This is a genomic window from Mesorhizobium sp. STM 4661 (assembly GCF_000359125.1).
GTDB lineage: Bacteria > Pseudomonadota > Alphaproteobacteria > Rhizobiales > Rhizobiaceae > Mesorhizobium.
In genome coordinates this window covers 1-20,887 of record NZ_CAAF010000048.1, presented here as the reverse complement: position 1 = coordinate 20,887, position 20,887 = coordinate 1, and the positions used below count along the sequence as shown (strand labels likewise).

General features: G+C 62.8%; 23 protein-coding genes and 1 pseudogene. 10 read left to right on the top strand and 14 right to left on the bottom strand.

The window, feature by feature from the left end; all coding sequences use genetic code 11:
* Positions 1-105: 105 nt before the first annotated feature.
* The 5 genes from MESS4_RS15350 to hutI form a co-directional block, all read right to left on the bottom strand.
* The gene (locus MESS4_RS15350) at positions 106-693 is read right to left on the bottom strand and encodes a HutD family protein (protein WP_006332394.1); all 588 of its coding nucleotides are present in this window, start codon (positions 691-693) and stop codon (positions 106-108) included.
* Positions 694-701: 8 nt separating this feature from the next.
* Positions 702-2,372 (bottom strand): urocanate hydratase, encoded by a 1,671-nt coding sequence (gene hutU, locus MESS4_RS15345; protein ID WP_006332393.1) that lies wholly within the window; start codon positions 2,370-2,372, stop codon positions 702-704.
* A 34-nt stretch (positions 2,373-2,406) separates the two neighbouring features.
* Positions 2,407-3,225 carry an N-formylglutamate deformylase gene (gene hutG, locus MESS4_RS15340; protein ID WP_006332392.1) on the bottom strand — a complete coding sequence of 273 codons (819 nt, stop codon included), beginning with the start codon at positions 3,223-3,225 and terminating at the stop codon, positions 2,407-2,409.
* 220 nt (positions 3,226-3,445) lie between these two features.
* Entirely contained in the window at positions 3,446-4,981 is a 1,536-nt protein-coding gene (gene hutH / locus MESS4_RS15335) for a histidine ammonia-lyase (protein WP_006332391.1), read from the bottom strand.
* Positions 4,978-6,213 carry an imidazolonepropionase gene (gene hutI, locus MESS4_RS15330; RefSeq protein ID WP_006332390.1) on the bottom strand — a complete coding sequence of 412 codons (1,236 nt, stop codon included), beginning with the start codon at positions 6,211-6,213 and terminating at the stop codon, positions 4,978-4,980. Before hutI ends, hutH begins: the two co-directional genes overlap by 4 nt.
* 98 nt (positions 6,214-6,311) lie before the next feature.
* Here hutI and MESS4_RS15325 point away from each other — a divergent pair, with 98 nt between their 5' ends.
* Entirely contained in the window at positions 6,312-7,664 is a 1,353-nt protein-coding gene (locus MESS4_RS15325) for a formimidoylglutamate deiminase (protein WP_006332389.1), read from the top strand.
* Positions 7,661-8,422: a histidine utilization repressor gene (hutC, locus tag MESS4_RS15320; RefSeq protein WP_006332388.1), complete on the top strand. Its 762-nt coding sequence runs from the start codon at positions 7,661-7,663 to the stop codon at positions 8,420-8,422. The genes MESS4_RS15325 and hutC overlap by 4 nt, the downstream gene beginning before the upstream one ends.
* A gap of 84 nt (positions 8,423-8,506) precedes the next feature.
* On the opposite strand, the gene MESS4_RS15315 is transcribed toward hutC, so the two are convergent.
* Positions 8,507-8,851 (bottom strand): RidA family protein, encoded by a 345-nt coding sequence (locus tag MESS4_RS15315; protein WP_006332387.1) that lies wholly within the window; start codon positions 8,849-8,851, stop codon positions 8,507-8,509.
* 236 nt (positions 8,852-9,087) lie between these two features.
* Here MESS4_RS15315 and aztA point away from each other — a divergent pair, with 236 nt between their 5' ends.
* The 4 genes and pseudogenes from aztA to MESS4_RS15295 all read left to right on the top strand — a co-directional run bounded on the left by aztA (position 9,088) and on the right by MESS4_RS15295 (position 12,235).
* Entirely contained in the window at positions 9,088-9,900 is an 813-nt protein-coding gene (gene aztA / locus MESS4_RS15310) for a zinc ABC transporter ATP-binding protein AztA (protein ID WP_006332386.1), read from the top strand.
* Positions 9,900-10,775 (top strand): zinc ABC transporter permease AztB, encoded by an 876-nt coding sequence (gene aztB, locus MESS4_RS15305; RefSeq protein ID WP_006332385.1) that lies wholly within the window; start codon positions 9,900-9,902, stop codon positions 10,773-10,775. Before aztA ends, aztB begins: the two co-directional genes overlap by 1 nt.
* Positions 10,776-10,803: 28 nt before the next feature.
* Positions 10,804-11,744 (top strand): annotated as a pseudogene (gene aztC / locus MESS4_RS15300) (zinc ABC transporter substrate-binding protein AztC).
* Between the two features lie 152 nt (positions 11,745-11,896).
* Positions 11,897-12,235 (top strand): TIGR01244 family sulfur transferase, encoded by a 339-nt coding sequence (locus MESS4_RS15295; protein WP_006332381.1) that lies wholly within the window; start codon positions 11,897-11,899, stop codon positions 12,233-12,235.
* Positions 12,236-12,244: 9 nt separating this feature from the next.
* Here MESS4_RS15295 and MESS4_RS15290 read toward each other — a convergent pair whose 3' ends face one another.
* Positions 12,245-12,550 (bottom strand): hypothetical protein, encoded by a 306-nt coding sequence (locus MESS4_RS15290; protein WP_198292759.1) that lies wholly within the window; start codon positions 12,548-12,550, stop codon positions 12,245-12,247.
* A gap of 311 nt (positions 12,551-12,861) precedes the next feature.
* The gene (locus tag MESS4_RS15285) at positions 12,862-13,329 is read right to left on the bottom strand and encodes an Lrp/AsnC family transcriptional regulator (protein WP_006332375.1); all 468 of its coding nucleotides are present in this window, start codon (positions 13,327-13,329) and stop codon (positions 12,862-12,864) included.
* A gap of 139 nt (positions 13,330-13,468) precedes the next feature.
* On the opposite strand from MESS4_RS15285, the gene hppD reads away from it, so the two are divergent.
* The 3 genes from hppD to MESS4_RS15270 all read left to right on the top strand — a co-directional run bounded on the left by hppD (position 13,469) and on the right by MESS4_RS15270 (position 15,244).
* Positions 13,469-14,581 carry a 4-hydroxyphenylpyruvate dioxygenase gene (gene hppD / locus MESS4_RS15280; RefSeq protein ID WP_006332372.1) on the top strand — a complete coding sequence of 371 codons (1,113 nt, stop codon included), beginning with the start codon at positions 13,469-13,471 and terminating at the stop codon, positions 14,579-14,581.
* A 64-nt stretch (positions 14,582-14,645) separates the two neighbouring features.
* The gene (locus MESS4_RS15275; protein ID WP_006332371.1) at positions 14,646-14,873 is read left to right on the top strand and encodes a type II toxin-antitoxin system prevent-host-death family antitoxin; all 228 of its coding nucleotides are present in this window, start codon (positions 14,646-14,648) and stop codon (positions 14,871-14,873) included.
* Positions 14,870-15,244, top strand: a complete 375-nt coding sequence (locus tag MESS4_RS15270) for a type II toxin-antitoxin system VapC family toxin (RefSeq protein ID WP_006332370.1) — start codon at positions 14,870-14,872, stop codon at positions 15,242-15,244. Before MESS4_RS15275 ends, MESS4_RS15270 begins: the two co-directional genes overlap by 4 nt.
* On the opposite strand, the gene MESS4_RS15265 is transcribed toward MESS4_RS15270, so the two are convergent.
* From MESS4_RS15265 to hmgA, 5 genes are all read right to left on the bottom strand, one after another.
* The gene (locus MESS4_RS15265; protein WP_006332368.1) at positions 15,245-15,784 is read right to left on the bottom strand and encodes a DinB family protein; all 540 of its coding nucleotides are present in this window, start codon (positions 15,782-15,784) and stop codon (positions 15,245-15,247) included.
* Between the two features lie 305 nt (positions 15,785-16,089).
* Complete coding sequence (locus MESS4_RS15260; protein ID WP_006332364.1) at positions 16,090-16,386, bottom strand: hypothetical protein; 297 nt, start codon at positions 16,384-16,386, stop codon at positions 16,090-16,092.
* A gap of 3 nt (positions 16,387-16,389) precedes the next feature.
* A complete protein-coding gene (locus tag MESS4_RS15255) occupies positions 16,390-17,403 on the bottom strand; it encodes a fumarylacetoacetate hydrolase family protein (protein ID WP_006332363.1) in 1,014 nt (337 codons plus the stop codon).
* A gap of 41 nt (positions 17,404-17,444) precedes the next feature.
* Entirely contained in the window at positions 17,445-18,359 is a 915-nt protein-coding gene (locus MESS4_RS15250; protein ID WP_006332362.1) for an MBL fold metallo-hydrolase, read from the bottom strand.
* A complete protein-coding gene (hmgA, locus tag MESS4_RS15245) occupies positions 18,356-19,669 on the bottom strand; it encodes a homogentisate 1,2-dioxygenase (protein WP_006332361.1) in 1,314 nt (437 codons plus the stop codon). Before hmgA ends, MESS4_RS15250 begins: the two co-directional genes overlap by 4 nt.
* Before the next feature lie 144 nt (positions 19,670-19,813).
* Between hmgA and MESS4_RS15240 the strand changes: the two genes are divergently transcribed.
* Positions 19,814-20,251 (top strand): MarR family transcriptional regulator, encoded by a 438-nt coding sequence (locus tag MESS4_RS15240; protein ID WP_006332360.1) that lies wholly within the window; start codon positions 19,814-19,816, stop codon positions 20,249-20,251.
* Between the two features lie 224 nt (positions 20,252-20,475).
* On the opposite strand, the gene MESS4_RS15235 is transcribed toward MESS4_RS15240, so the two are convergent.
* Positions 20,476-20,887: zinc-binding dehydrogenase (locus tag MESS4_RS15235; protein WP_036241385.1), on the bottom strand; the 412-nt coding region annotated here is incomplete at its 5' end.

The window sequence follows — 20,887 nt, the reverse complement described above, 5'->3', positions numbered from 1 at the left end:
CTCTCCATCCGATTTGATCGAAGAAAGGATTCAGGCTTTTTCGTGATGCGGGCAGCAGCTTACGTCAAATTCGGCCCGGGCCGCGATCATGTTTGGAGACAGGCGTTAATCGTTCGCTGGGATGCGGTCGATGCGGATCACGAACAGCGTCGCCGTTCGGGCAGGCTCCAGGCGCATTTCCCGGGCATCCGGTCCGATCATCAGCGTATCGCGAGGTTCCAGCTTAGCGACCCCCGCGTGGCCGGCCGTGACGATGCCGTCGAGGCACAGAACGAGCGTCGTTGCGGCCTCCATGTGGATGTCCAACGGAGCTGAAATGACCAGGCGTTCGACCTTGTGCGTCATCTGCCCGCGGCGGGTCATGACGTTGAGATCGGTGATGGGGCCGGCGATCAGGGCTGCCTGCGTCGGCACGTCGGCCGGAAACGAAAATGGCGCCGACGCCTGGGTCAGCTCGATCGGGGCTCGGCCGGCGATGTCGAGCACGACGCCATCGCCGTCCAGAACGGCCAGCGTGCGGTCGACGCCGACGAAGCCCGAGAATGGACCGCCGCTTTCGACGCGCGCCATCGAAACGCGCCAGTCGAAATCGTCGAGCCCGGCGCCGTCAGGCGAGACGGCGATCTCCGTCGTGGTGCCGCCGCCGTTCTTCCACGGCATGACACGGTATTCGGCGGCCCTGAGGATGCGCACGGTTCGGGTCAGCCGAGAATGCCGGGCAGGTTGAGCTGGTGCTCTTTGGCGCAATCAACCGCGATGTCATAGCCGGCGTCGGCGTGGCGCATGACGCCGGTCGCCGGGTCGTTCCACAGCACGCGTTCCAGCCGTTTGGCCGCCGCTGGCGTGCCGTCGGCGACGATGACCATGCCGGCATGCTGCGAAAAGCCCATGCCGACGCCGCCGCCATGGTGCAGCGACACCCAGGTGGCACCAGACGCGGTGTTGAGCAGCGCGTTGAGCAGCGGCCAGTCGGACACCGCATCCGAGCCGTCCTTCATCGATTCCGTCTCGCGGTTCGGTGAGGCGACCGAGCCGGAATCAAGATGGTCGCGGCCGATGACCACCGGCGCCTTGAGCTCGCCCTTGGCCACCATCTCGTTAAAGGCGAGGCCGAGCCTATGCCGATCGCCGAGGCCGACCCAGCAGATACGCGCCGGCAAACCCTGGAAGGCGATGCGCTCACGCGCCATGTCCAGCCAGTTGTGCAGATGGGTGTTGCCGGGCGTCAGTTCGCGCACCTTGGCGTCGGTCTTGTAGATGTCTTCCGGGTCGCCGGAGAGCGCTGCCCAGCGGAACGGGCCGATGCCGCGGCAAAACAGCGGGCGGATATAGGCTGGCACGAAGCCGGGGAAGGCAAAGGCGTTCTCGAACCCCTCTTCCTTCGCCACCTGGCGGATGTTGTTGCCGTAGTCGAGCGTCGGCACGCCGGCGTTCCAGAACGCCACCATCGCCTCGACATGTTCGCGCATCGACGCGCGCGCGGCCTTCTCGACCGCCTTCGGGTCAGACGTCCGCTTCTCGCGCCATTCGGCCAGCGACCAGCCCTTGGGCAGATAGCCGTTCAACGGATCATGCGCCGACGTCTGGTCGGTGACCATGTCGGGGCGCACACCACGCCGCACCAGCTCCGGCACGATGTCGGCGGTGTTGCCGACCAGACCGACCGACTTCGCCTCGCCGGCCTTGGTCCAGCGCTCGATCTTTTCCAGCGCCTCGTCCAGCGTGTCGGCGCGCTCATCGACATAACGGGTGCGCAGCCTGAAATCGATGCGGTCGGGATCGCATTCGATGGCCAGGCAGCAGGCGCCGGCCATCACCGCGGCGAGCGGCTGGGCGCCGCCCATGCCGCCGAGGCCGCCTGTCAGGATCCATTTGCCCCGGAGATTGCCGCCGTAATGCTGGCGGCCGGCTTCGACGAAGGTCTCGTAGGTGCCCTGCACGATGCCTTGCGTGCCGATATAGATCCACGAACCGGCCGTCATCTGGCCGTACATCATCAGGCCCTTCTTATCGAGCTCGTTGAATTTTTCCCAGGTCGCCCAGTGCGGCACCAGGTTCGAATTGGCGATCAGCACGCGCGGCGCGTCGGCATGGGTGCGGAAAACGCCGACCGGCTTGCCCGACTGCACCAGCAGCGTCTCGTCGTCGCCAAGCGTCTTCAGCGATGCGACGATGCGGTCGAAATCGTTCCAGGTGCGCGCCGCCCGGCCGATGCCGCCATAGACGACCAGCTCATTGGGGTTTTCGGCGACATCGGGATCGAGATTGTTCATCAGCATGCGCAATGGCGCTTCCGTCAGCCATGTCCGGGCATTGAGCTCGGTGCCGCGTGGGCTGCGGACTTCGCGGATATTGTGGCGAGGATCGTTCATGGCGTTCCCTTTCGAATGAGGTAGGCGGCGCGTGTCAGCTTTGCGCCCAGACAATCGCGGTCTTGAGGATGTTCTCCAGCGTGGCGCGGATGGGCGCTGCGAAGGCGGCATCGTAGGGCACGGGCCAATTGTCCGGTGCGCCCTTGCCTTCGGGCTCGCGCATATAGCCGCGGTTGGAGAGTTCCATCTGCAGTGCGTGGACACCATCTTGCGGCTGGCCGAAATGGCGGGTGATCCAGCCGCCCTTGAAGCGGCCGTTGACGACAAAGCTCTCGCCGGCCCCGGCGAGGATCCCGCCGACCATGGCCTGCAAGGCCGGGTCGGCGCTCTTGCCGTCATTGGTGCCGAGGTTGAACACCGGCAGTGTGCCTTCGAACAGGCGCGGCAGCACCGAGCGGATCGAGTGGCAGTCGTAGAGCACGATCTGGCCGTGCAGGGCGCGCAGCCTGTCGATCTCAGCCTGCAAGGCCGCATGATAAGGCATAAAGTATTTTTCGCGGCGTTCGTCGACTTCCGAAGGTCCGGGCTCTTCGCCCTCGCGATAGAGCGGATCGCCGTCGAAGGTCTCTGTCGGGCAAAGACCGGTGGTCGTCTGGCCAGGATAGAGCGAAGCGCCGGACGGGTCGCGGTTGACGTCGATGACGGTGCGCGAGATCGCGGTGTGGACGAAAGTCGCGCCAAGGCCTTCGGCAAAGTCATAGAGCTTGTCGATCCACCAGTCGCAATCGCGGCGACCGAGCCAGGGCGAAACCAGCCGATCGTCGAGGCCGGCGAGATCGATGCCGGTATGCGGGATCGAGACCAGCAGGGGTGCAGTGCCGGGTGTGACGGTGAGCCAGGAAGGGGTGGTCATGAAAGATCTCCCCGCGTTGGGGCTCTACGGCGCCCCCCTCTGTCCTGCCGGACATCTCCCCCACGAGGGGGGAGATCAGTAGCTTTGGCGCCTCGCTCCGTCCTGCCACGTTGGAGATTGGCGAAAGCAGAGATGACGGCCAATCTCCCCCCTCGTGGGGGAGATGTCCGGCAGGACAGAGGGGGGCGCGAAGGAACGCTGCCTGTCATGGCGTACCGTCTCATGACGCAATCCCCGGCAATGCTATCGCACCAGCAGCCTTCACCGCCGCGCCGCTGCGAACCATGGCGATGGCCTTTTCCATGTCGGGATGGAAATGCCGGTCATTGTCGAGGTGAGGCACTTCGGCTCTCACCAGCTTGCGCACCGCCTCCAATGCATCGCTCGAGGCCAGCGGCGCATGGAAATCGCAGCCTTGGGTCGCGGCCAGCAATTCGATGCCGATGACAGCCGTCGCGTTCTCGACCATGCCGATCAGCCGGCGCGCGCCATGCGCTGCCATCGAGACGTGATCCTCCTGGTTGGCCGAGGTCGGGATGGAATCGACGCTGGCCGGATAGGCCTTCTGCTTGTTTTCGGAAACGAGTGCCGCCGCCGTCACCTGCGGGATCATGAAGCCGGAATTCAGGCCGGGCTTCGGCGTCAGGAAGGCCGGCATGCCCGACAGCGCCGGGTCGACCAGCATGGCGATGCGCCGCTCCGACAGCGAACCGATCTCGCAGACGGCAAGCGCGATCATGTCGGCGGCGAAGGCGACCGGCTCGGCGTGGAAATTGCCACCGGACAGTGCGGTGTCGTCCTCGGCGAAGATCAGCGGATTGTCGGTGACGCCGTTGGCCTCGGTGCCCAGCGTATCGGCGGCCTTGCGCAATACGTCGAGGGCGGCACCCATCACCTGCGGCTGGCAGCGCAGGCAATAAGGGTCCTGCACGCGCTCGTCACCGACCCGGTGCGATTCACGGATGGCGCTGCCGGCCATCAGTTGGCGCAGCGCGTCCGCCGTCTCGATCTGGCCGCGATGCTTTCTTAGGAGATGGATGCGCGGATCGAAGGGTGCGTCGGAGCCTTTCGCCGCGTCGGTCGACAGCGCACCGGCAACCAGCGCCGACTGATAGAGAACTTCGGCCTCGAACAAAGCAGCCAGCGCATAAGCGGTCGAAAACTGCGTACCGTTGAGCAGCGCCAGGCCTTCCTTGGCACCGAGCGTCACCGGCTCCAACCCATGCGAGACGAAAGCGACCTTGGCCGGGAAGCGGCCATGCGGCGTAAAACACTCGCCGACGCCGATCATCACCGCCGTCATATGCGACAGCGGCGCGAGGTCGCCTGAGGCGCCGACCGAGCCTTGTGCGGGCACTACCGGAATGACATCGTTGGCCAGCATCGCTTCCAGGAGTTCGACGGTTTCAAGCCGAATGCCGGAGGCGCCCTGCGCCAGGCTGGCGAGCTTCAGCGCCATCATCAGCCGGACCACCGCGACCGGCATCGGCTCGCCGACGCCGGCAGCATGCGACAGCACGATGTTGCGCTGGAGCGTTTCGAGATCGGCGGCTGGGATGCGGACGCTGGCCAGCTTGCCGAAGCCGGTGTTGATGCCATAGACCGGTTCGCCCTTGGCGACGATGCGCGCCACGGCCTCGGCGCTCGCCTTGATCTTGGGCCAGCACGAATTGTCGAGTTTCGGCACGGCGCCGCGATAAATGGCGCGCCAGTCGGCCAAGGTCGCGTTGCCCGGCTTCAGGTCGAGTTCGGTCATTGTCCCCTCCAGATGCGGGCGTGCAGCGGGTTGAAGCCCATGCGGTAGACGAGTTCGGCTGGGCGCTCGATGTCCCAGATCGCGAGGTCGGCCGATTTGCCAGCCTCAAGCGTGCCGGTCTGTCCGAGCAGGCCGAGCGCGCGGGCAGCCTCGCGGGTGACACCGGCCAGGCATTCGTCGACGGTCAGCCCAAACAAGGTCGCCGCCATGTTCATGGTCAGCAGCAGCGAGGTCAGCGGCGAGGTGCCGGGATTGTTGTCGGTGGCGACAGCCATCCTGACGCCATGCTGCCGGAACAGGCCGATCGGCGGCTTCTTGGTCTCGCGAATGAAATAATAGGCGCCGGGCAGGATCGTCGCCACGGTGCCAGCCTTAGCCATTGCCGCGGCGCCGGCCTCGTCGGTGTATTCGAGATGGTCGGCCGACAGTGCACCATAGCGCGCGGCAAGCTCGGCCCCGTGCAGATTGGACAATTGGTCGGCGTGGAGCTTTACCGGCAGTCCAGCCGCCTTGGCCGCATCGAAGACCCGCGAAATCTGTTCCGGCGAAAAGGCGATGCCCTCGCAGAACCCATCGACGGCATCGGCCAAACCCTCGGCGGCGACCGCCGGAAGAATTTCGTTTGCGACCAGATCGACAAAGGCGTCCTTGTCGCCTTTGGCTTCCGGCGGTAGCGCATGGGCACCGAGGAAACTCGTCCTGACCGTCACCGGCCGCTCTTCGCTTAACCGCCTGGCGGCGCGCAGAGACTTCTTCTCGTTGTCGAGGTCGAGGCCGTAACCCGACTTGATCTCGACAGTGGTGACGCCTTCGGCAATCAGCGCATCGAGACGCGGCAATGACTGGGTTACCAGGTCGTCCTCGCTGGCGGCGCGCAATGCCTTTACCGAGGAAACGATGCCGCCGCCGGCCCTGGCGACCTCTTCATAGGTGGCTCCTGCCAGCCGCATCTCGAATTCGTTGGCGCGGTTGCCGGCATGGACGAGATGGGTGTGGCAGTCGATCAGGCCGGGCGTGATCCAGCGGCCTTCGCAATCGATGGGCTCTGCGCCTTGAGCGAGAGACGACGGCATCTCGGTTTCCGGGCCTGCATAGGCGATCAGGCCCTCGCGCGCGACGATCGCGCCCTTCTCGACGATGCCCAATCCAGCCGCATTCTCGGCCATGGTCGCCAGGCGCGCATTCCGCCAAAGACGAAGACCCCCTGCCCGGCTTTTGTTCGCTGCCGCCATCATCTTTTTCCGTTTCAATTGATGACGATTATGTATATACATATTGAGGCGCGGTGCAAGCGCTATCATCGCGAGCGATCAGAGATTCGGAGAAAGACGTGACGGCGATCTTTGCGGAACAGGCGCTTCTGGCCGACGGCTGGCATGACAAGGTGCGGATCGTTGCTGCCGACGGCCGCATCGCGACGGTCGAGCCGGGCGCATCGCCCAGCCCCGGCGACGAGCATCACGCCATTCTGTTGCCGGGAATGCCGAACCTGCACAGCCATGCCTTCCAGCGCGGCATGGCCGGCCTTGCGGAATTGCGCGGCCCATCGGCCGACAGTTTCTGGAGCTGGCGCGAGGTGATGTACCGTTTCGCGCTGTCGATGACGCCGGACCAGGTCGAGGCGGTCGCAGCGCAGCTTTATGTCGAGATGCTGGAGGCCGGTTTTTCACGCGTCGGCGAATTCCACTATCTCCACCACGACCGCGACGGAAAACCTTACGCCAACATCGCCGAGATGGCCGAGCGCATCGCTGCCGCGGCCGCCGACACCGGTATCGGTTTGACGCTTCTGCCGGTGTTTTATGCGCACTCCTCCTTCGGCGGTGCTGCTCCCAATGAAGGCCAGCGGCGATTCATCAATGATGTGAACCGGTTCTCGCTGCTGCTTGAGAAAAGCCGGGAATGTGTTCGCGCGTTGAATCAGCCCGTCGTCGGCGTTGCGCCGCACAGTCTGCGCGCCGCGACGCCGGATGAACTTGCCGGGGTTGCCGCCATGGCACCCGACGGACCGATCCACATTCACGTCGCCGAGCAAGTGAAAGAGGTCGAGGACTGCCTTGCCTGGTCGGGCGCGCGTCCGGTGGAATGGTTGCTCGCCAATGCCGGGATCGACAAGCGCTGGTGCCTGATCCACGCCACCCACATGACGGAAGCCGAGACAATTGCGATGGCCCAGAGCGGCGCTGTCGCCGGTCTCTGCCCGATCACCGAGGCCAATCTCGGCGACGGCACCTTCGCCGCGCCTTTGTTCAGAGAACATGGCGGCCGTTTCGGCGTCGGCTCCGATTCCAACGTACTGATCGGCCTGCCGGACGAATTGCGGCAGCTCGAATATTCGCAGCGCCTCGCCCACCGTGCCCGCAACGTGCTCGCTGTGGCGGGCGGCTCGACCGGCCGCGCGCTGTTCGATGCGGCACTCGACGGCGGCAGCGCCGCTCTTGGCGCCGGCCCGTCGCGGATAGCCGCCGGTGCGCCTGCCGATTTCATCTCGCTCGATGCAGATCATCCCTCGCTGGCCGGCAAGAGCGGCGACGCTATCCTCGATGCCTGGATATTCGCCAACGGCACCAAGGTCGACTGCGTCTGGGTGCATGGCGCAAAACTGGTCAGCGGCGGCAGGCACGCAAGGCGCGATGCCATTGCCCAGCGCTTCCGCAAAGTGATGACGGCGCTCTCGGCATGAGCATGATCGAGACATTGGATGCGAATGGTGGGGATGTGGAAGGCAGCGAGGCTGTCTCGCTGCACCGGCGCATCCTGTCCGACATCAGCGAAAAAATCCTGTCCGGCGCCTGGGCTCCCGGCCATCGCATTCCGTTCGAGCATGAATTGACGGCCGAATACAATTGCTCGCGGATGACGGTGAACAAGGCGCTGTCGCAGCTCGCCAAGGCCGGGCTGATCGAGCGCCGCCGCCGTTCGGGCAGCTTTGTCCGCCGGCCGCAGTCGCAAGCCGCGGTGCTGGAGATCCATGACATCAGGATCGAGGTCGAGGCGCTCGGCCTGCTTTATCGCTACGAGCGCGTGGCTCGGCACAAGCGCCGCAGCAACGTCGAGGATCGCACATTGCTGGAACTCAACGCCGCCGGGCCGGTGCTGGTGTTGGAATGCCGGCATTTCGCCGGCAAGCGACCGTTCGCCCACGAACAGCGGCTGATCAACCTGGCCGCCGTGACCGAAGCGGCCGACGAGGAATTTCTCGGCATCGCGCCCGGCCCGTGGCTGATCGGCCGCGTGCCGTGGAGTGCCGCCGAACACCGCATCCGCGCTGTCGCCGCCGACAAACACATTGCGGCGGCACTCGACATCGCAGCCGGGGCCCCGTGCCTGGTGGTCGAGCGGCGGACATGGAGCGCCGAGCACCCGGTCACCCATGTCCGTTTCACCTATGCGGCCGGGAGCCATATGCTGGTCGCGCGGTTCACGCCCTCTCAGGGGTGAGTTGCAGGGGTTTGAGATTGGCGAAAGCCGGCGTGCCGTCCGATCTCCCCCCTCGTGGGGGAGATTGGCAGCTTCACCCTCGCCTCAGATCGCCGCGGTGACGATGATCTCCACCAGATACTCCGGCCCGGCAAGCTTGGCCTCGCCGGTGGCGCGGGCCGGGGTGTGGCCCTGCGGCACCCACTTGTCCCATTCCGCGTTCATCTCGGAGAATGTGCTCATGTCGGCCAGCCAGATGATCGCCTGCAGGATCTTGGTCTTGTCTGTGCCGGCCTTGGCCAGAAATTCATCGATGGCCGCCAGAATGTCGCGAGTCTGCGAGGCAACATTGCCGCTGGGCTCGCCGACCTGGCCGGCCAGGTAGACAATGTTGCCGTGGATGACGATCTGGCTCATGCGCGGGCCAACATCGATGCGACGAATGCTCATTGGGCGTTTCCTTCCTTTTGTCGGTCGCGCCTCTTTAGAGTCGCCGCCGGCTTGGGGCAAGGTAGCCCGGGGTGAAAGCTTTTGAGCCAACAGCCCTCCGCCCCGAACCAGGCGCGTACACAACGAGTTGACCGCTGCGTCGCAATTCCGCCGGATTGGCTTGTTGATTTATGTAATAACATCACATATCGACTCGACCTCTTTAGTTTCGCCGATTTCCGCCCACGGATCGTCTGATGACAAATGCCTGCCTGACCTTCCGCGACCTGACGCTGGGCTATAACAGCCATCCGGCAATCCATCATCTTAACGGCACGATCCGCAAGGGTTCGCTGACCGCTGTCGTCGGTGCCAATGGCTCGGGCAAGTCGACGTTGATGAAGGGGATCGTCGGCGTTCTCAAGCCGATGGCCGGCGCCGTCATCCGGGCGCCCGGCGTGCGCGCCGCCTATCTGCCGCAGCAGTCGGAGCTCGACCGCTCCTTTCCGGCCCGGGTCGTCGATCCGGTCTCGCTCGGCCTGTGGCCACGGCGCGGGCTGCTCGGCCGCCATACCAGGGAAGATCGCGATTCGGTCAGCCAGGCGCTGATGGCCGTCGGTCTCGGCGGCTTCGAGAAGCGCCCGATCGACACGCTGTCCGGCGGCCAGTTGCAGCGTACGCTGTTTGCCCGCGTGCTTTTGCAGGACGCCGACCTCATCCTGCTCGACGAGCCATTCAACGCGGTCGATTCAAAGACGGTTGGCGACCTCATTGCCTTGATCAAGCGCTGGCATGGCGAGGAACGCACCGTCATGGTCGTCGTCCACGATCTCGACCTGGTGCGGCGGAATTTCCCCGAAACGTTGCTGCTTGCCCGTCAGCCTGTCGCCTGGGGGGAGACCAGGGAAACGCTGAAGCCTGAAAACCTGCTGCGCGCCCGGCGCTTCCATGAAGCCTGGGAGGAGAACGCGCCATGGTGCGAGCCCGACAGCCATGACCACGACCATCATGATCATGATCACGTGCATGGCCACGATCACCATCACGGTGCTGGACCGAGGGCGGCGTGATGGACATGCTCTACGGCCTCTTCATTGCTCCCTTCGCCGATTTCGGCTTCATGCAGAGGGCGTTGATAGGCTCGTTGATGTTGTCGCTCGGCGCCTGCCCGGTCGGCGTCTTCCTGATGCTGAGGCGGATGAGCCTGTCGGGCGACGCGATGGCCCATGCCATCCTGCCGGGCGCCGCCGCCGGCTTCCTGCTCTATGGGCTGGAAATCCTGCCGATGACCATTGGCGGCCTGATCGCCGGCATCATCGTGGCGCTCGGCGCGGGTGCCGTTTCGCGCTTCACCATCCAGCGCGAGGACGCCTCGATGGCGGCCTTCTATCTGATCTCGCTCGCCATCGGCGTGCTGATGGTCTCGATCCGCGGCTCCAGCGTCGATCTCATGCATGTGCTGTTCGGTACCGTGCTGGCGCTCAACAATGAGGCGCTGACGCTGATCGGCGGCATTGTCGTCGTCACGCTGGTCAGCCTTGCCATCTTCTGGCGGGCGCTGGTCGCCGAATGTCTCGATCCGCTGTTCCTGCGTTCGGTCAGCCGGCTGGGCAGCCCGGTGCATTTCATCTTCCTTGGCCTCGTCGTGCTCAACCTCGTCGGCGGCTTCCAGGCGCTCGGCACGCTGCTTTCCGTCGGGCTGATGATGCTGCCTGCGGCCGCAGCCCGCTTCTGGACAGCGCGCGTCGAGCCGATGTGCGTGCTGGCCGTGCTGATCGGCTTTGCCTCCTGCATCGCCGGGCTGCTTTTGTCCTATCATGCGTCGCTGCCGTCCGGCCCGGCCATCATCCTGTCCGCCGGCGTCGTCTATTTTGCCTCGATCCTGTTCGGCACGCGCGGCATCCTGCGCGCCCGCATCATCCATCACCGGCATAGAACCGCCTGATCCCCAACCCCTGAAGGAGACCTGCCCAATGCTGAAATCGATCCGAGCCGCCCTGGCGATGAGCGTTATAACATTAAGCGCCTTTGGCGCATCGTCGGCCTTTGCCGAGCCGCTGAAAGTGGTCGCCAGCTTCACCGTCATCGCCAATTTCGCCAAAATGTCGGCGGCGACCGGGTCAACATCACCACCATCGTCGGGCCGGATGGCGATGCGCATGTCTATGAGCCGAGCCCGGCCGATGCCGTTGCGATGGCCGGCGCCGATGTGGTTCTGGTCAACGGCCTGCATTTCGAAGGCTTTCTGCAGCGCCTGGTCGACGCCAGCGCCACCAAGGCGACGATCGCCGTGCTGACCAAGGACGTGACGCCGATCGATTTCAAACCCGAATTCGCCGATGCCGATGCCGCCGAAGGCGCCGATACCGGCAGCGGCAAGACGGTCACCGATCCGCATGCTTTCCAGTCGATCGCCAACGCCAAGATCTATGTGAAGAACATCGCCGATGCTTTCTGCGCCGCCGATGCCCAAGGCTGCGACAGCTATAAGGCCAATGCCGCCGCCTATACCGGGAAGCTCGACGCGGTCGAAGGCGAAGTGAAGGCGGCGATCCAGTCAATCCCGCAGGAGAAGCGCGTGGTCATCACCTCGCATGACGCCTTTGGCTATTTCGAGCACGCATACGGCCTGACCTTCCTTGCCCCGCAAGGCGTGTCGACCGACTCCGAGCCTTCGGCAGCCGAAGTCGCCAAGCTGGTCAAGCAGGTAAAGCAGGACAAGGCAGCGGCGATCTTCGTCGAGAACATCACCAATCCGCGCCTGATCGAGCAGATCGCCAGCGAGACCGGCATCAAGGTAGGCGGCACGCTCTATTCCGATGCGCTTTCGCAGCCCGACGGCCCGGCCTCGACCTATATCGACATGATGCACAACAACATTGCCCAGATCAAAGGCGCGATCCTCGGCAGTTGAGTCGAGCGCATCCATCCAACCGGGGCATCATCGTCCCGGTTGGATTTTCCGGCTCGCAATGCCTATTTGGCAGAGAATTCCCCCGATGCGGATTGCCGCCCATGCCGGGGAGTGGCAAGACTGCCGCTAAACCAGATTGCGAGGACACAGCCATGGAATACCGCGAGATCAGCGAGGACTATTCGGTCTCGGGCCAGATCCAGCCCGACGACGTCGCCGCCATCAAGGAAGCCGGCTTCAAGAGCGTCATCTGCAATCGGCCTGATGAGGAGCAGCCCGGCCAGCCTTCGGCCGACAGCGTCAAGGCGGCGGTCGAAGCCGCCGGGCTCGCCTTCCGCTTCATCCCGGTGATCAGCGGCCAGATCACGGCCGAGAATGTCGAGGATCAGGCCGTGGCGCTCGACGAGCTCGATGGCCCGGTCTTCGCCTATTGCCGCTCCGGCGCGCGCTGCACCAATCTGTATGGGCTGATCCAGCAGTCCAAGGGCTGAAGGGTGTACCTATAGCGCCTTTCGAAGAGCGTCCAACTTTTCGGCAGATTGACGGCAGGCTGCTATCAACGGAATAACTTGAGCAGCGAGTTGCTGATTGTGCTGCTCTATTTGCTCATTTTGAGCGCCGAGATACTTTTTTAACAAATCAACCTGGTTCTCAAGTTCTTGCTTGATCCGTGCAGGATCGTTTGCGCCTGTTACCCCAATAGCGATTGTCCCACGTTCAATCACGGCGTAGGGCACCATCGACCAGTAGCGATTTGGCTTCAGATAAAAGAGGGCTGGATCGCCGGAGAACACGCACTCCATCAACTTCGATCTCACGTCCGTAGTCGCGGATCGTAAGTCGCTCCGAGGCCACATCTTTCTTGAGACTGTCAAAGTCGACCATAAGCGGTTGGAATCGCGCCTGAGCTGCAATTTCAGAAGCTAGTTGCTCGTCCGAAATACCCAGACCGGGTCGAAACTGCGCTTCTACCCGCTGTCTAAGTCCTCGAAGCTGGTGATGCAGGGTCGTGCTCAGATCACCGTTCTGAAATAGCTCGCTTCCAATCCACATGGCGAATCACCTTTTGCGGAACATTTGGCGAACATTGCCACGAAATTGTCAGCCTGTCGAACTCTCAAATCGGCAGCGCGCCGGTCTCCTTGAGCGTCTCCAGCACGATCGCTGTCTTTACATGCTGCACGGACTCATGCGGCAAGAGCACGCCGTTGACGAACTTCGAGAGTGATCTGAGATCGGGCGTCACCACCTTCAGGATGTAATCCATCTCGCCGGTCAGCGCGTGCGCCTCCTGAACCTCGGGCAGCCGCGCCACCAGCTCGCCGAAGCGCCGCGCATTGTCGCGGTTATGGGTGGCCAAGGTCACCGAGATGACGTTGACCAGCGAGAAGCCGAGTTTGTCGCGGTCGAGCACCGCGCGATAGCCCTTGATATAGCCGTCCTCCTCGAGCCGCTGGCGGCGGCGCGAGCATTGCGACGCCGACAGGTTCACCCGCTCCGACAGATCGTTGTTGGTGAGCCGCGCATCGCCTTGCAAAAGCGACATTATCTTGCGGTCAAACTGATCAATGCGCGTCTCATCCATGGATTCTTCTCCGTGCATGCACAACTCACGCATAGATTGATCATTTCAAGCGTTTGAATGCAAGCACCATGCACCCGCCCCGCGCTATCATTGCGTCGAGATGGCCCTTCGCGGCCACGTCAGCTTTTGGAGGAATGCCATGGGTCCCTTCCCACACGACGCGCCGCCCGCAAAGATCAGCAAGGCCAACCCCGCCGGCACCGACGGCTTCGAATTCGTCGAGTTCGCACATCCCCAGCCGGAGAAGCTCGCCGAGCTGTTCACCCGCATGGGTTATATCGCGGTGGCGAAGCACCGCACAAAGAATATTACCGTCTGGCGGCAGGGCGACATCAACTATGTCGTCAATGCCGAGCCGGGCTCGCATGCGATGAAGTTCGTCGACAAGCATGGGCCCTGCGCTGCCTCGATGGCGTGGCGCGTGGTCGATGCCAAGCATGCCTTCGACCACGCCGTCGCCAAGGGCGCCACCCCCCATGAGGGCACCGACAAGGCGCTCGACGTGCCGGCGATCGTCGGTATCGGTGGCTCGCTGCTCTATTTCATCGAGGTCTATGGCGAGAAGGGCTCGGCCTATGATGCCGAATTTGAGTGGCTGGGCGCACGCGATCCGAAACCTGAAGGCGTCGGCTTCTACTATCTCGACCACCTCACCCACAATGTCTATCGCGGTCAGATGGACAAATGGTGGGATTTCTACCGCAACCTGTTCGGTTTCAAGCAGATCCATTTCTTCGATATCGACGGCAAGATCACCGGGCTGGTCAGCCGGGCGATCACCTCGCCCTGCGGCAAGATCCGCATCCCGCTCAACGAATCCAAGGACGAGACCAGCCAGATCGCCGAATATCTGAAGAAGTACAATGGCGAAGGCATCCAGCACATCGCCGTCGGCACCGACCAGATCTACGCCGCCACCGACAGGCTCGCCGCCAACGGGCTGAAGTTCATGCCAGGCCCGCCCGAGACCTATTACGACATGTCCCATGACAGGGTGAACGGCCATGACGAGCCGGTCGAGCGGATGAAGAAGCATGGCATCCTGATCGACGGCGAAGGCGTCGTCGACGGCGGCACGACCAAGATCCTGCTGCAGATTTTTTCGAAAACCGTGATCGGGCCGATCTTCTTCGAATTCATCCAGAGGAAGGGCGACGAAGGCTTTGGCGAAGGCAATTTCCGCGCTTTGTTCGAATCGATCGAGCAGGACCAGATCAAGCGTGGCGTGCTGAAGGTGCAGGCGGCGGAGTAGGCAGACACAGTCGACTTGCGGCTCGATCAATTATGACCTAAATTCTGGTCATAAGAGGTTGACGATGAATATTCCGATGGCAAAAGCGAAGGCCCAGCTTTCCGAGTTGGTGAAACGTGCACAGGCTGGCGAAGAAATCCATCTGACACGGCATGGAGAGGTCGTCGCAACCTTGAGCGCTCCCGCACGGGTTGGCGGGAGCAAAGGACTGTTTGGGGCCATGAAAGGCCAAATTCAGATATCGGACGATTTTGATGAACTCGGTCCCGAATGGGACGAATATATTAAATGAGCCGCAAATATCTGGTCGATACCCATATTCTGCTTTGGGTCCTCAGCGCGGATTCACGTCTTTCAGATCACCATCGCGACATCTTTGTTGCGGGTGAAGATGTGATTGTCAGCGCCATCTCCGTAGCAGAGATCGCCATCAAGAAATCGCTCGGCAAAATCACGTTCGCCGGCAACATCGTGGACATCTTGCGATCGAACGGGATTCCAATCCTCAGTGTAAATGAACTACACGCGGCGAGGCTTGAGCATTTGCCGCTTCATCACCGCGATCCTTTCGACCGTCTGCTCATTGCACAGGCTCAAATTGAAGGCCTGACGTTGGTCACCGCGGATGGGCATTTTTCAGCCTATGACGTTGCGTTGGTCTGATCATTCCAGGTCCAGCCGCTCGACCTCCGCCTGCCGCAGCTTCAAATCGTAGTCGAGCAGGAACTCGTCGAGTTGCGGCGGCGCGACCGAGGTGCCGGACAGCATTGCGTGCACCTGCCCGCGATGATGGATGTCGTGCAGGAAGACGTGGGCGAGGATATCGCCGATGCGCTCGGGGATCATGCCGTCCTCGCGCCGGTCGGTGATGACGCGGCGGTCGAGATCGTCGGCCGACAAATGATCGCAAAAGGCGATCAGCCGTCGGTCCGATACGGTCTGGGCGGCAAACAGCGCCTGCGGTTGGTCGAAGGGCACGAAATCGTCATGGGCGGCAGCGCCGACGCCACCCTCCTCGATAAAATCGAGATAGAGATGATCGACCGCCAGTATGTGGTTGAGCGTCGCCTTGATCGAGGGGAAGAAGCTGGTGCGTTCGGCCTCGAATTCACCGGGTCGGAGCGAAAGCACGGCGCGATAGAGCCGGTCGTTCGACCAGAGATTGTTGCCAGCCATGCGGCTGAAGTGGGTGAGAATATCCATGCTATGCGCCTACCCAACCAGCCCAGACAACCAAATTCACAATGACGGCTAAGGCAGCTATACCCAGAAGACGAACGTTCATGCCGCGCCGCAGCGCTTTCGTTTTAGCGTCGCTTGCGACGTCTCGGTTCAAAGCGACATGAACAAGCCTCGCCCGACGCGCCACGCTACTGAAGTTGCGCAGTCTTTCAGATCGATCCTCGACCTGCCGGCAGAGCCGGATTGCGGAAGTCAGAAGCCAGCCGGTTGCGACGCTGCAAAGTCCTGAAAACCAAAGGTATTGAGCAGTGTAGGGCATCTGTCAGTCACGCTCCTCCTGACCGCACCAGATACAAGCCTGCCCACATGACCACGAACCCGGCCAGAACGATCAGCAGCAGCCGGTTCATGCGCCGCCGCATGGCTTGCGTTTCCTCATCGCGGGCGACGTTGGTGTTGGTGACGGTGTGGAACATCATCGCATTGCGCGGAAAGCCGCTGCGGTTGGTCAGGCCGGGCGAACGCGCCTCGATGCGGTAGCTCAGCCGGATCGCCTGGATGAAGATCGCCAGCATGACAAGGGCCCAGACACCGCACAGCATGTAGAAAGACGTGCCTGTCATCTCCTACCCCTCGTATTTCTCGACCTTCTGCTCGATGGCGCCGAAGATCGAATGTCCGGTCCTGCCCTTCATCTCGATGCGCACCGTGTCGCCAAAGCGCAGGAACGGCGTTTTTGGTTCACCGGCCTCGATGGTCTCGATCATACGCAGCTCGGCGATGCAGGAATAGCCGGCGCCACCGGCCGAGACAGGCTTGCCCGGCCCGCCGTCAAGCTTGTTGGAAACGGTGCCCGAGCCAATGATTGTGCCTGCAGCCAGCGGCCGTGTCTTGGCGGCATGCACAATCAGTGCCGGAAAATCGAAGGTCATGTCGATGCCGGCGTTCGCCCGGCCAAACGGCTTGCCGTTGAGATCGGCGAGCAGTGGCAGGCTGACCTTGCCGCCATCCCAGGCGTCACCCAACTCGTCCGGCGTCACCGCGACAGGAGAGAAGGCCGAGGACGGTTTCGACTGGAAGAAGCCAAAACCCTTGGCGAGTTCCGGCCCGGTGAGGCCACGCAACGTGACGTCGTTGACCAGCATGATGAGCCGGATCGCGTCCCTCGCCTCATCCAGGCTTGCCCCCATCGGCACGTCGTCGACGACGACGGCGACCTCCGCCTCCATGTCGATGCCAAACTCCTCGTCGGTCATGCGGATCGGGTCGCGCGGCGGAACGAATGCGTCCGAGCCGCCCTGATAGATCAGCGGGTCGGTCCAGAAGCTTGCCGGCATCTCGGCGCCGCGCGCCTTCCGCACCAGCTCGACATGGTTCACATAGGCGGAGCCGTCGGCCCATTGATAGGCGCGCGGCAGCGGCGAATGGGCATCATGCTCGTGGAAGCGAGCCGACGGCACCGCATTGTTCTCCAGCGATTCCGCCATGGCAGCGAGGTGCGGCGCGATGCGGCCCCAGTCGTCGAGCGCGGCCTGCAGCGTGCGCACCAGAAACGAGGCATCGGTAAAGCGCGTCAGGTCGCGCGAGACGACGACAAGTTTCCCGTCGCGCGTCCCGTCCTTCAATGTGGCAAGCTTCATGCGGTTTCCTCTCCTACTGCGGCTTTGGCGCCGTCTTTGTTTCACGCATGATCTTTTCCGAAAACCGGTTCCCACTTTTCGGGATCATGCTCCAGCCCCACAACAAGGCCGTCGCGGGCAATCGTCAAGTCACCGGACCATGTTTTCCTGACAGCGGCGATCCAATCGGCTTCGCCGATCTCGGGATCGTCGGCCGGAATGAGGTGATTGAGCACCAGTCTTTTGACACCCGCATCGCTGGCGATACGTCCGGCCTCCTCGGCGAACGAGTGACTGGCAAGCAGATGTTCCCTCAGCCGCGCGCCGTTGGCGGTCCTCACCACCAGCCGCTCAATGCCTTGTTCCAGCATGGCTTCATGGACGAGGATGTCGGCCCCCCTGGCGAAATCGGCCAGTGGCGGGAAGAATGCCGTGTCGGATGAGAACACAACGCTTTTCCCGTCATGCTCGAAGCGCAGCGCAAAGCAATCGGTCACCGGCGGATGGTCGACACGCAGCGCCGTAACCTTAAGGCCGCTCTCTTCAAGCACCGCGCCCTCGCCGAATTCGGCCACCGACACCAGCTCACGAATGTCCGGGCGGCCTTCATCGACGATGCGGATGTCGATGTCGAATTCCATCGCCTGGCAGAAATGTCGCCAGTAGTCGGCGGTGCCAGATGGCCCGTATACACTGACCTGGTTCGCCAGGCCCGCCGTCCAGGCGGTGTGGATCAGCGGCCCGAGTTCCAGCACATGATCGGAATGCAGATGCGTGATGAAGATCAGGTCGAGCGTCTTCAGGTTGATACCCGCATCGACTAGCCCGCGCGTCACGCCCAGTCCGCAATCGACGACAATGGTTCGCCCACCGAGCTCAAGCAGCGACGAGCTCGGCCATGGCCCACCCGGCCGGAGCGCCGGTCCGCCCTTGGAACCGAGAAGCACCAGACGGTCGCGCACCCGATCAACGCTCAAGACCAATCGCCCTCGGGCGTGCCGTTAAAGCGCTTCTTCAGATCGGCCCAGCAGTCGATGTAATTGTCCTGCCTGGTTTCGAGTTCGGCGCCGTAGCGGGTCAGCATCTGCGGGAATCGGGTCTCGAACATGAAAGCCATGGTGTTGTCGAGCTTGACCGGTTTCAGCTCAGCGCGCGAGGCCTTTTCGAAGCCAGGCGCGTCAGGCCCGTGGGCCAGCATCAGATTGTGCAGGCTGATGCCGCCGGGGACAAAACCCTCTTCCTTGGCGTCGTACTGGCCGTGGATCAGGCCCATGAACTCGCTCATGATGTTGCGATGGTACCAGGGCGGCCGGAACGTGTTTTCGGCCACCAGCCAGCGCGGCGGAAAGATGACGAAGTCGATATTGGCGGTACCCTCCTCGCCGCTCGGCGCCGTCAGCACGGTGAAGATCGACGGGTCGGGGTGGTCGAACAGGAGCGCGCCGACCGGGGAAAACGTCGCAAGATCATATTTGTAGGGCGCGTAGTTGCCGTGCCACGCGACCACGTCGAGCGGCGAATGGCCGATCTCGGTGACATGGAAATTGCCGCACCATTTGACGATCAGCCGGCACGGCGTTTCCTTGTCCTCGAACCAGGCGCAGGGCGTCTTGAAATCGCGCGGATTGGCCAGGCAATTGGCGCCGATCGGGCCGCGGTCCGGTAGCGTCAGCTTGGCGCCGTAATTCTCGCAGACATAGCCGCGCACCTCGTTGTCGACCAGCTCGACCTTGAAGACGAGGCCGCGCGGCAAGACCGCGATCTCGCCTGGCCTGAGTTCGATGACGCCCATTTCGGTGACGAAGCGCAAGGCACCAACCTGCGGCACGACCAGCAACTCACCGTCAGCGTTGAAGAAATGGTCGTCGGTCATCGATGTGTTTGCGACATAGACATGAGCCGCCATGCCGATCTGCCCGAGCACGTCGCCGGCAGTTGTGATCGAGCGCATGCCGGCGATGAAATCGATCGGCTCGCTCGGCATCGGCACCGGGTTCCAGCGATACTGGCCGAGCGCCAGTTCATGGTCGCCGACATTTGGGGCGGTCTTCCACAGCGGATAGCTCGCCGCCTTGAAGCGGCCTGTATGCTTGACGCTCGGCCGGATACGGTAAAGCCAGGAGCGTTCATTGGTGCCGCGCGGCGCGGTGAAGGGCGAGCCTGAGAGTTGCTCGGCGTAGAGGCCATAGGCCGGCCGCTGCGGCGAGTTCCGCCCCTGCGGCAGCGAGCCCGGCAGCGTCTCGGTTTCGAAGTCGTTGCCGAAGCCCGGCATATAGGAAAAGGCCATCGTATCCTCCTCGATTAACGCCGCCAGAGCGTCCTTTGCGCGTCAAAGAGGACGCGCGGCGCGCTGGGATTGACCAAAATTGGTTTCATTTGTAACCATCGAAAATGTAACTATCAACCACTGCGTCTGCCGGGATATGAAGCCATGGACGTCCTGGAACTGGAAAGCTTCCTGCCCTACCGGCTCTACCGTCTCGCCGATGCGGTCAGCCGCGAATTCTCGAGGGTCTACAAGGACCGTCACGGCCTCACGCGCCCGGAATGGCGCACGCTGGCCGGGCTCGGCCAGCACGGCACGATGACCGCGACGGAACTTGGCGAACAGTCGGCCATGCACAAGACCAAGGTTTCGCGCGCCGTGGCGGAGCTCGAACGGCGGCGCTGGCTCATCCGAACCCCGGATGAAAAGGATCGGCGGGTCGAGCATTTGACACTGACCCGAGCCGGCCTTGCCGCCTATGTCGAGATGGTGCCGCTGGCGAAGGCTTTCGAACGGGAATTATTGGCGAGGCTGAGCACCGGCGAGCGCGCGGCGATTGTCAACGGAGCGGCCGCGCTGGAAGCGGCGCTGGGCGGAAAGTAGGTCTGCAGAACGAAAATACCGGCATGTTGGCGGGACAGCGCCCCCCTCTGGCCTGCCGGCCATCTCCCCCTCAAGGGGGGAGATTGGCAGCTTCGCCGGCTACGCCTTCTTTCAACATTGGTGATTGGCGAAAGCCGAGGTCACATCCAATCTCCCCCCTTGAGGGGGAGATGTCCGGCAGGACAGAGGGGGGCGCGAAGGATCGCAACGCCTCTTATCGGCCCCTACCAATCCATCACCACCTTGCCGGAATTGCCGCTCTTCATCGCCTCGAATCCCGAAATATAGTCGTCGATCCCGATCCGGTGGGTGATCAGCCCCGAGACGTCGAGCGGACCCTGCACCAGGGCGATCATCTTGTACCAGGTCTCGAACATCTCGCGGCCGTAGATGCCCTTCAGATGCAGCATCTTGAAGATGACCTTGTTCCAGTCGATCTCGAAACCGGTCGGCGCAATGCCGAGGATGGCGATCTTGCCGCCATTGTTCATGGTGTCGATCATGTCGCGGAAGGCAGGTGCCGCACCCGACATTTCCAGGCCGACATCAAAACCCTCGGTCATGCCGAGCGCCGGCATGACTTCGCGCAATCTTTCCTTCGACGCGTCGACGACATGCTGGACGCCGAGCTTTTTT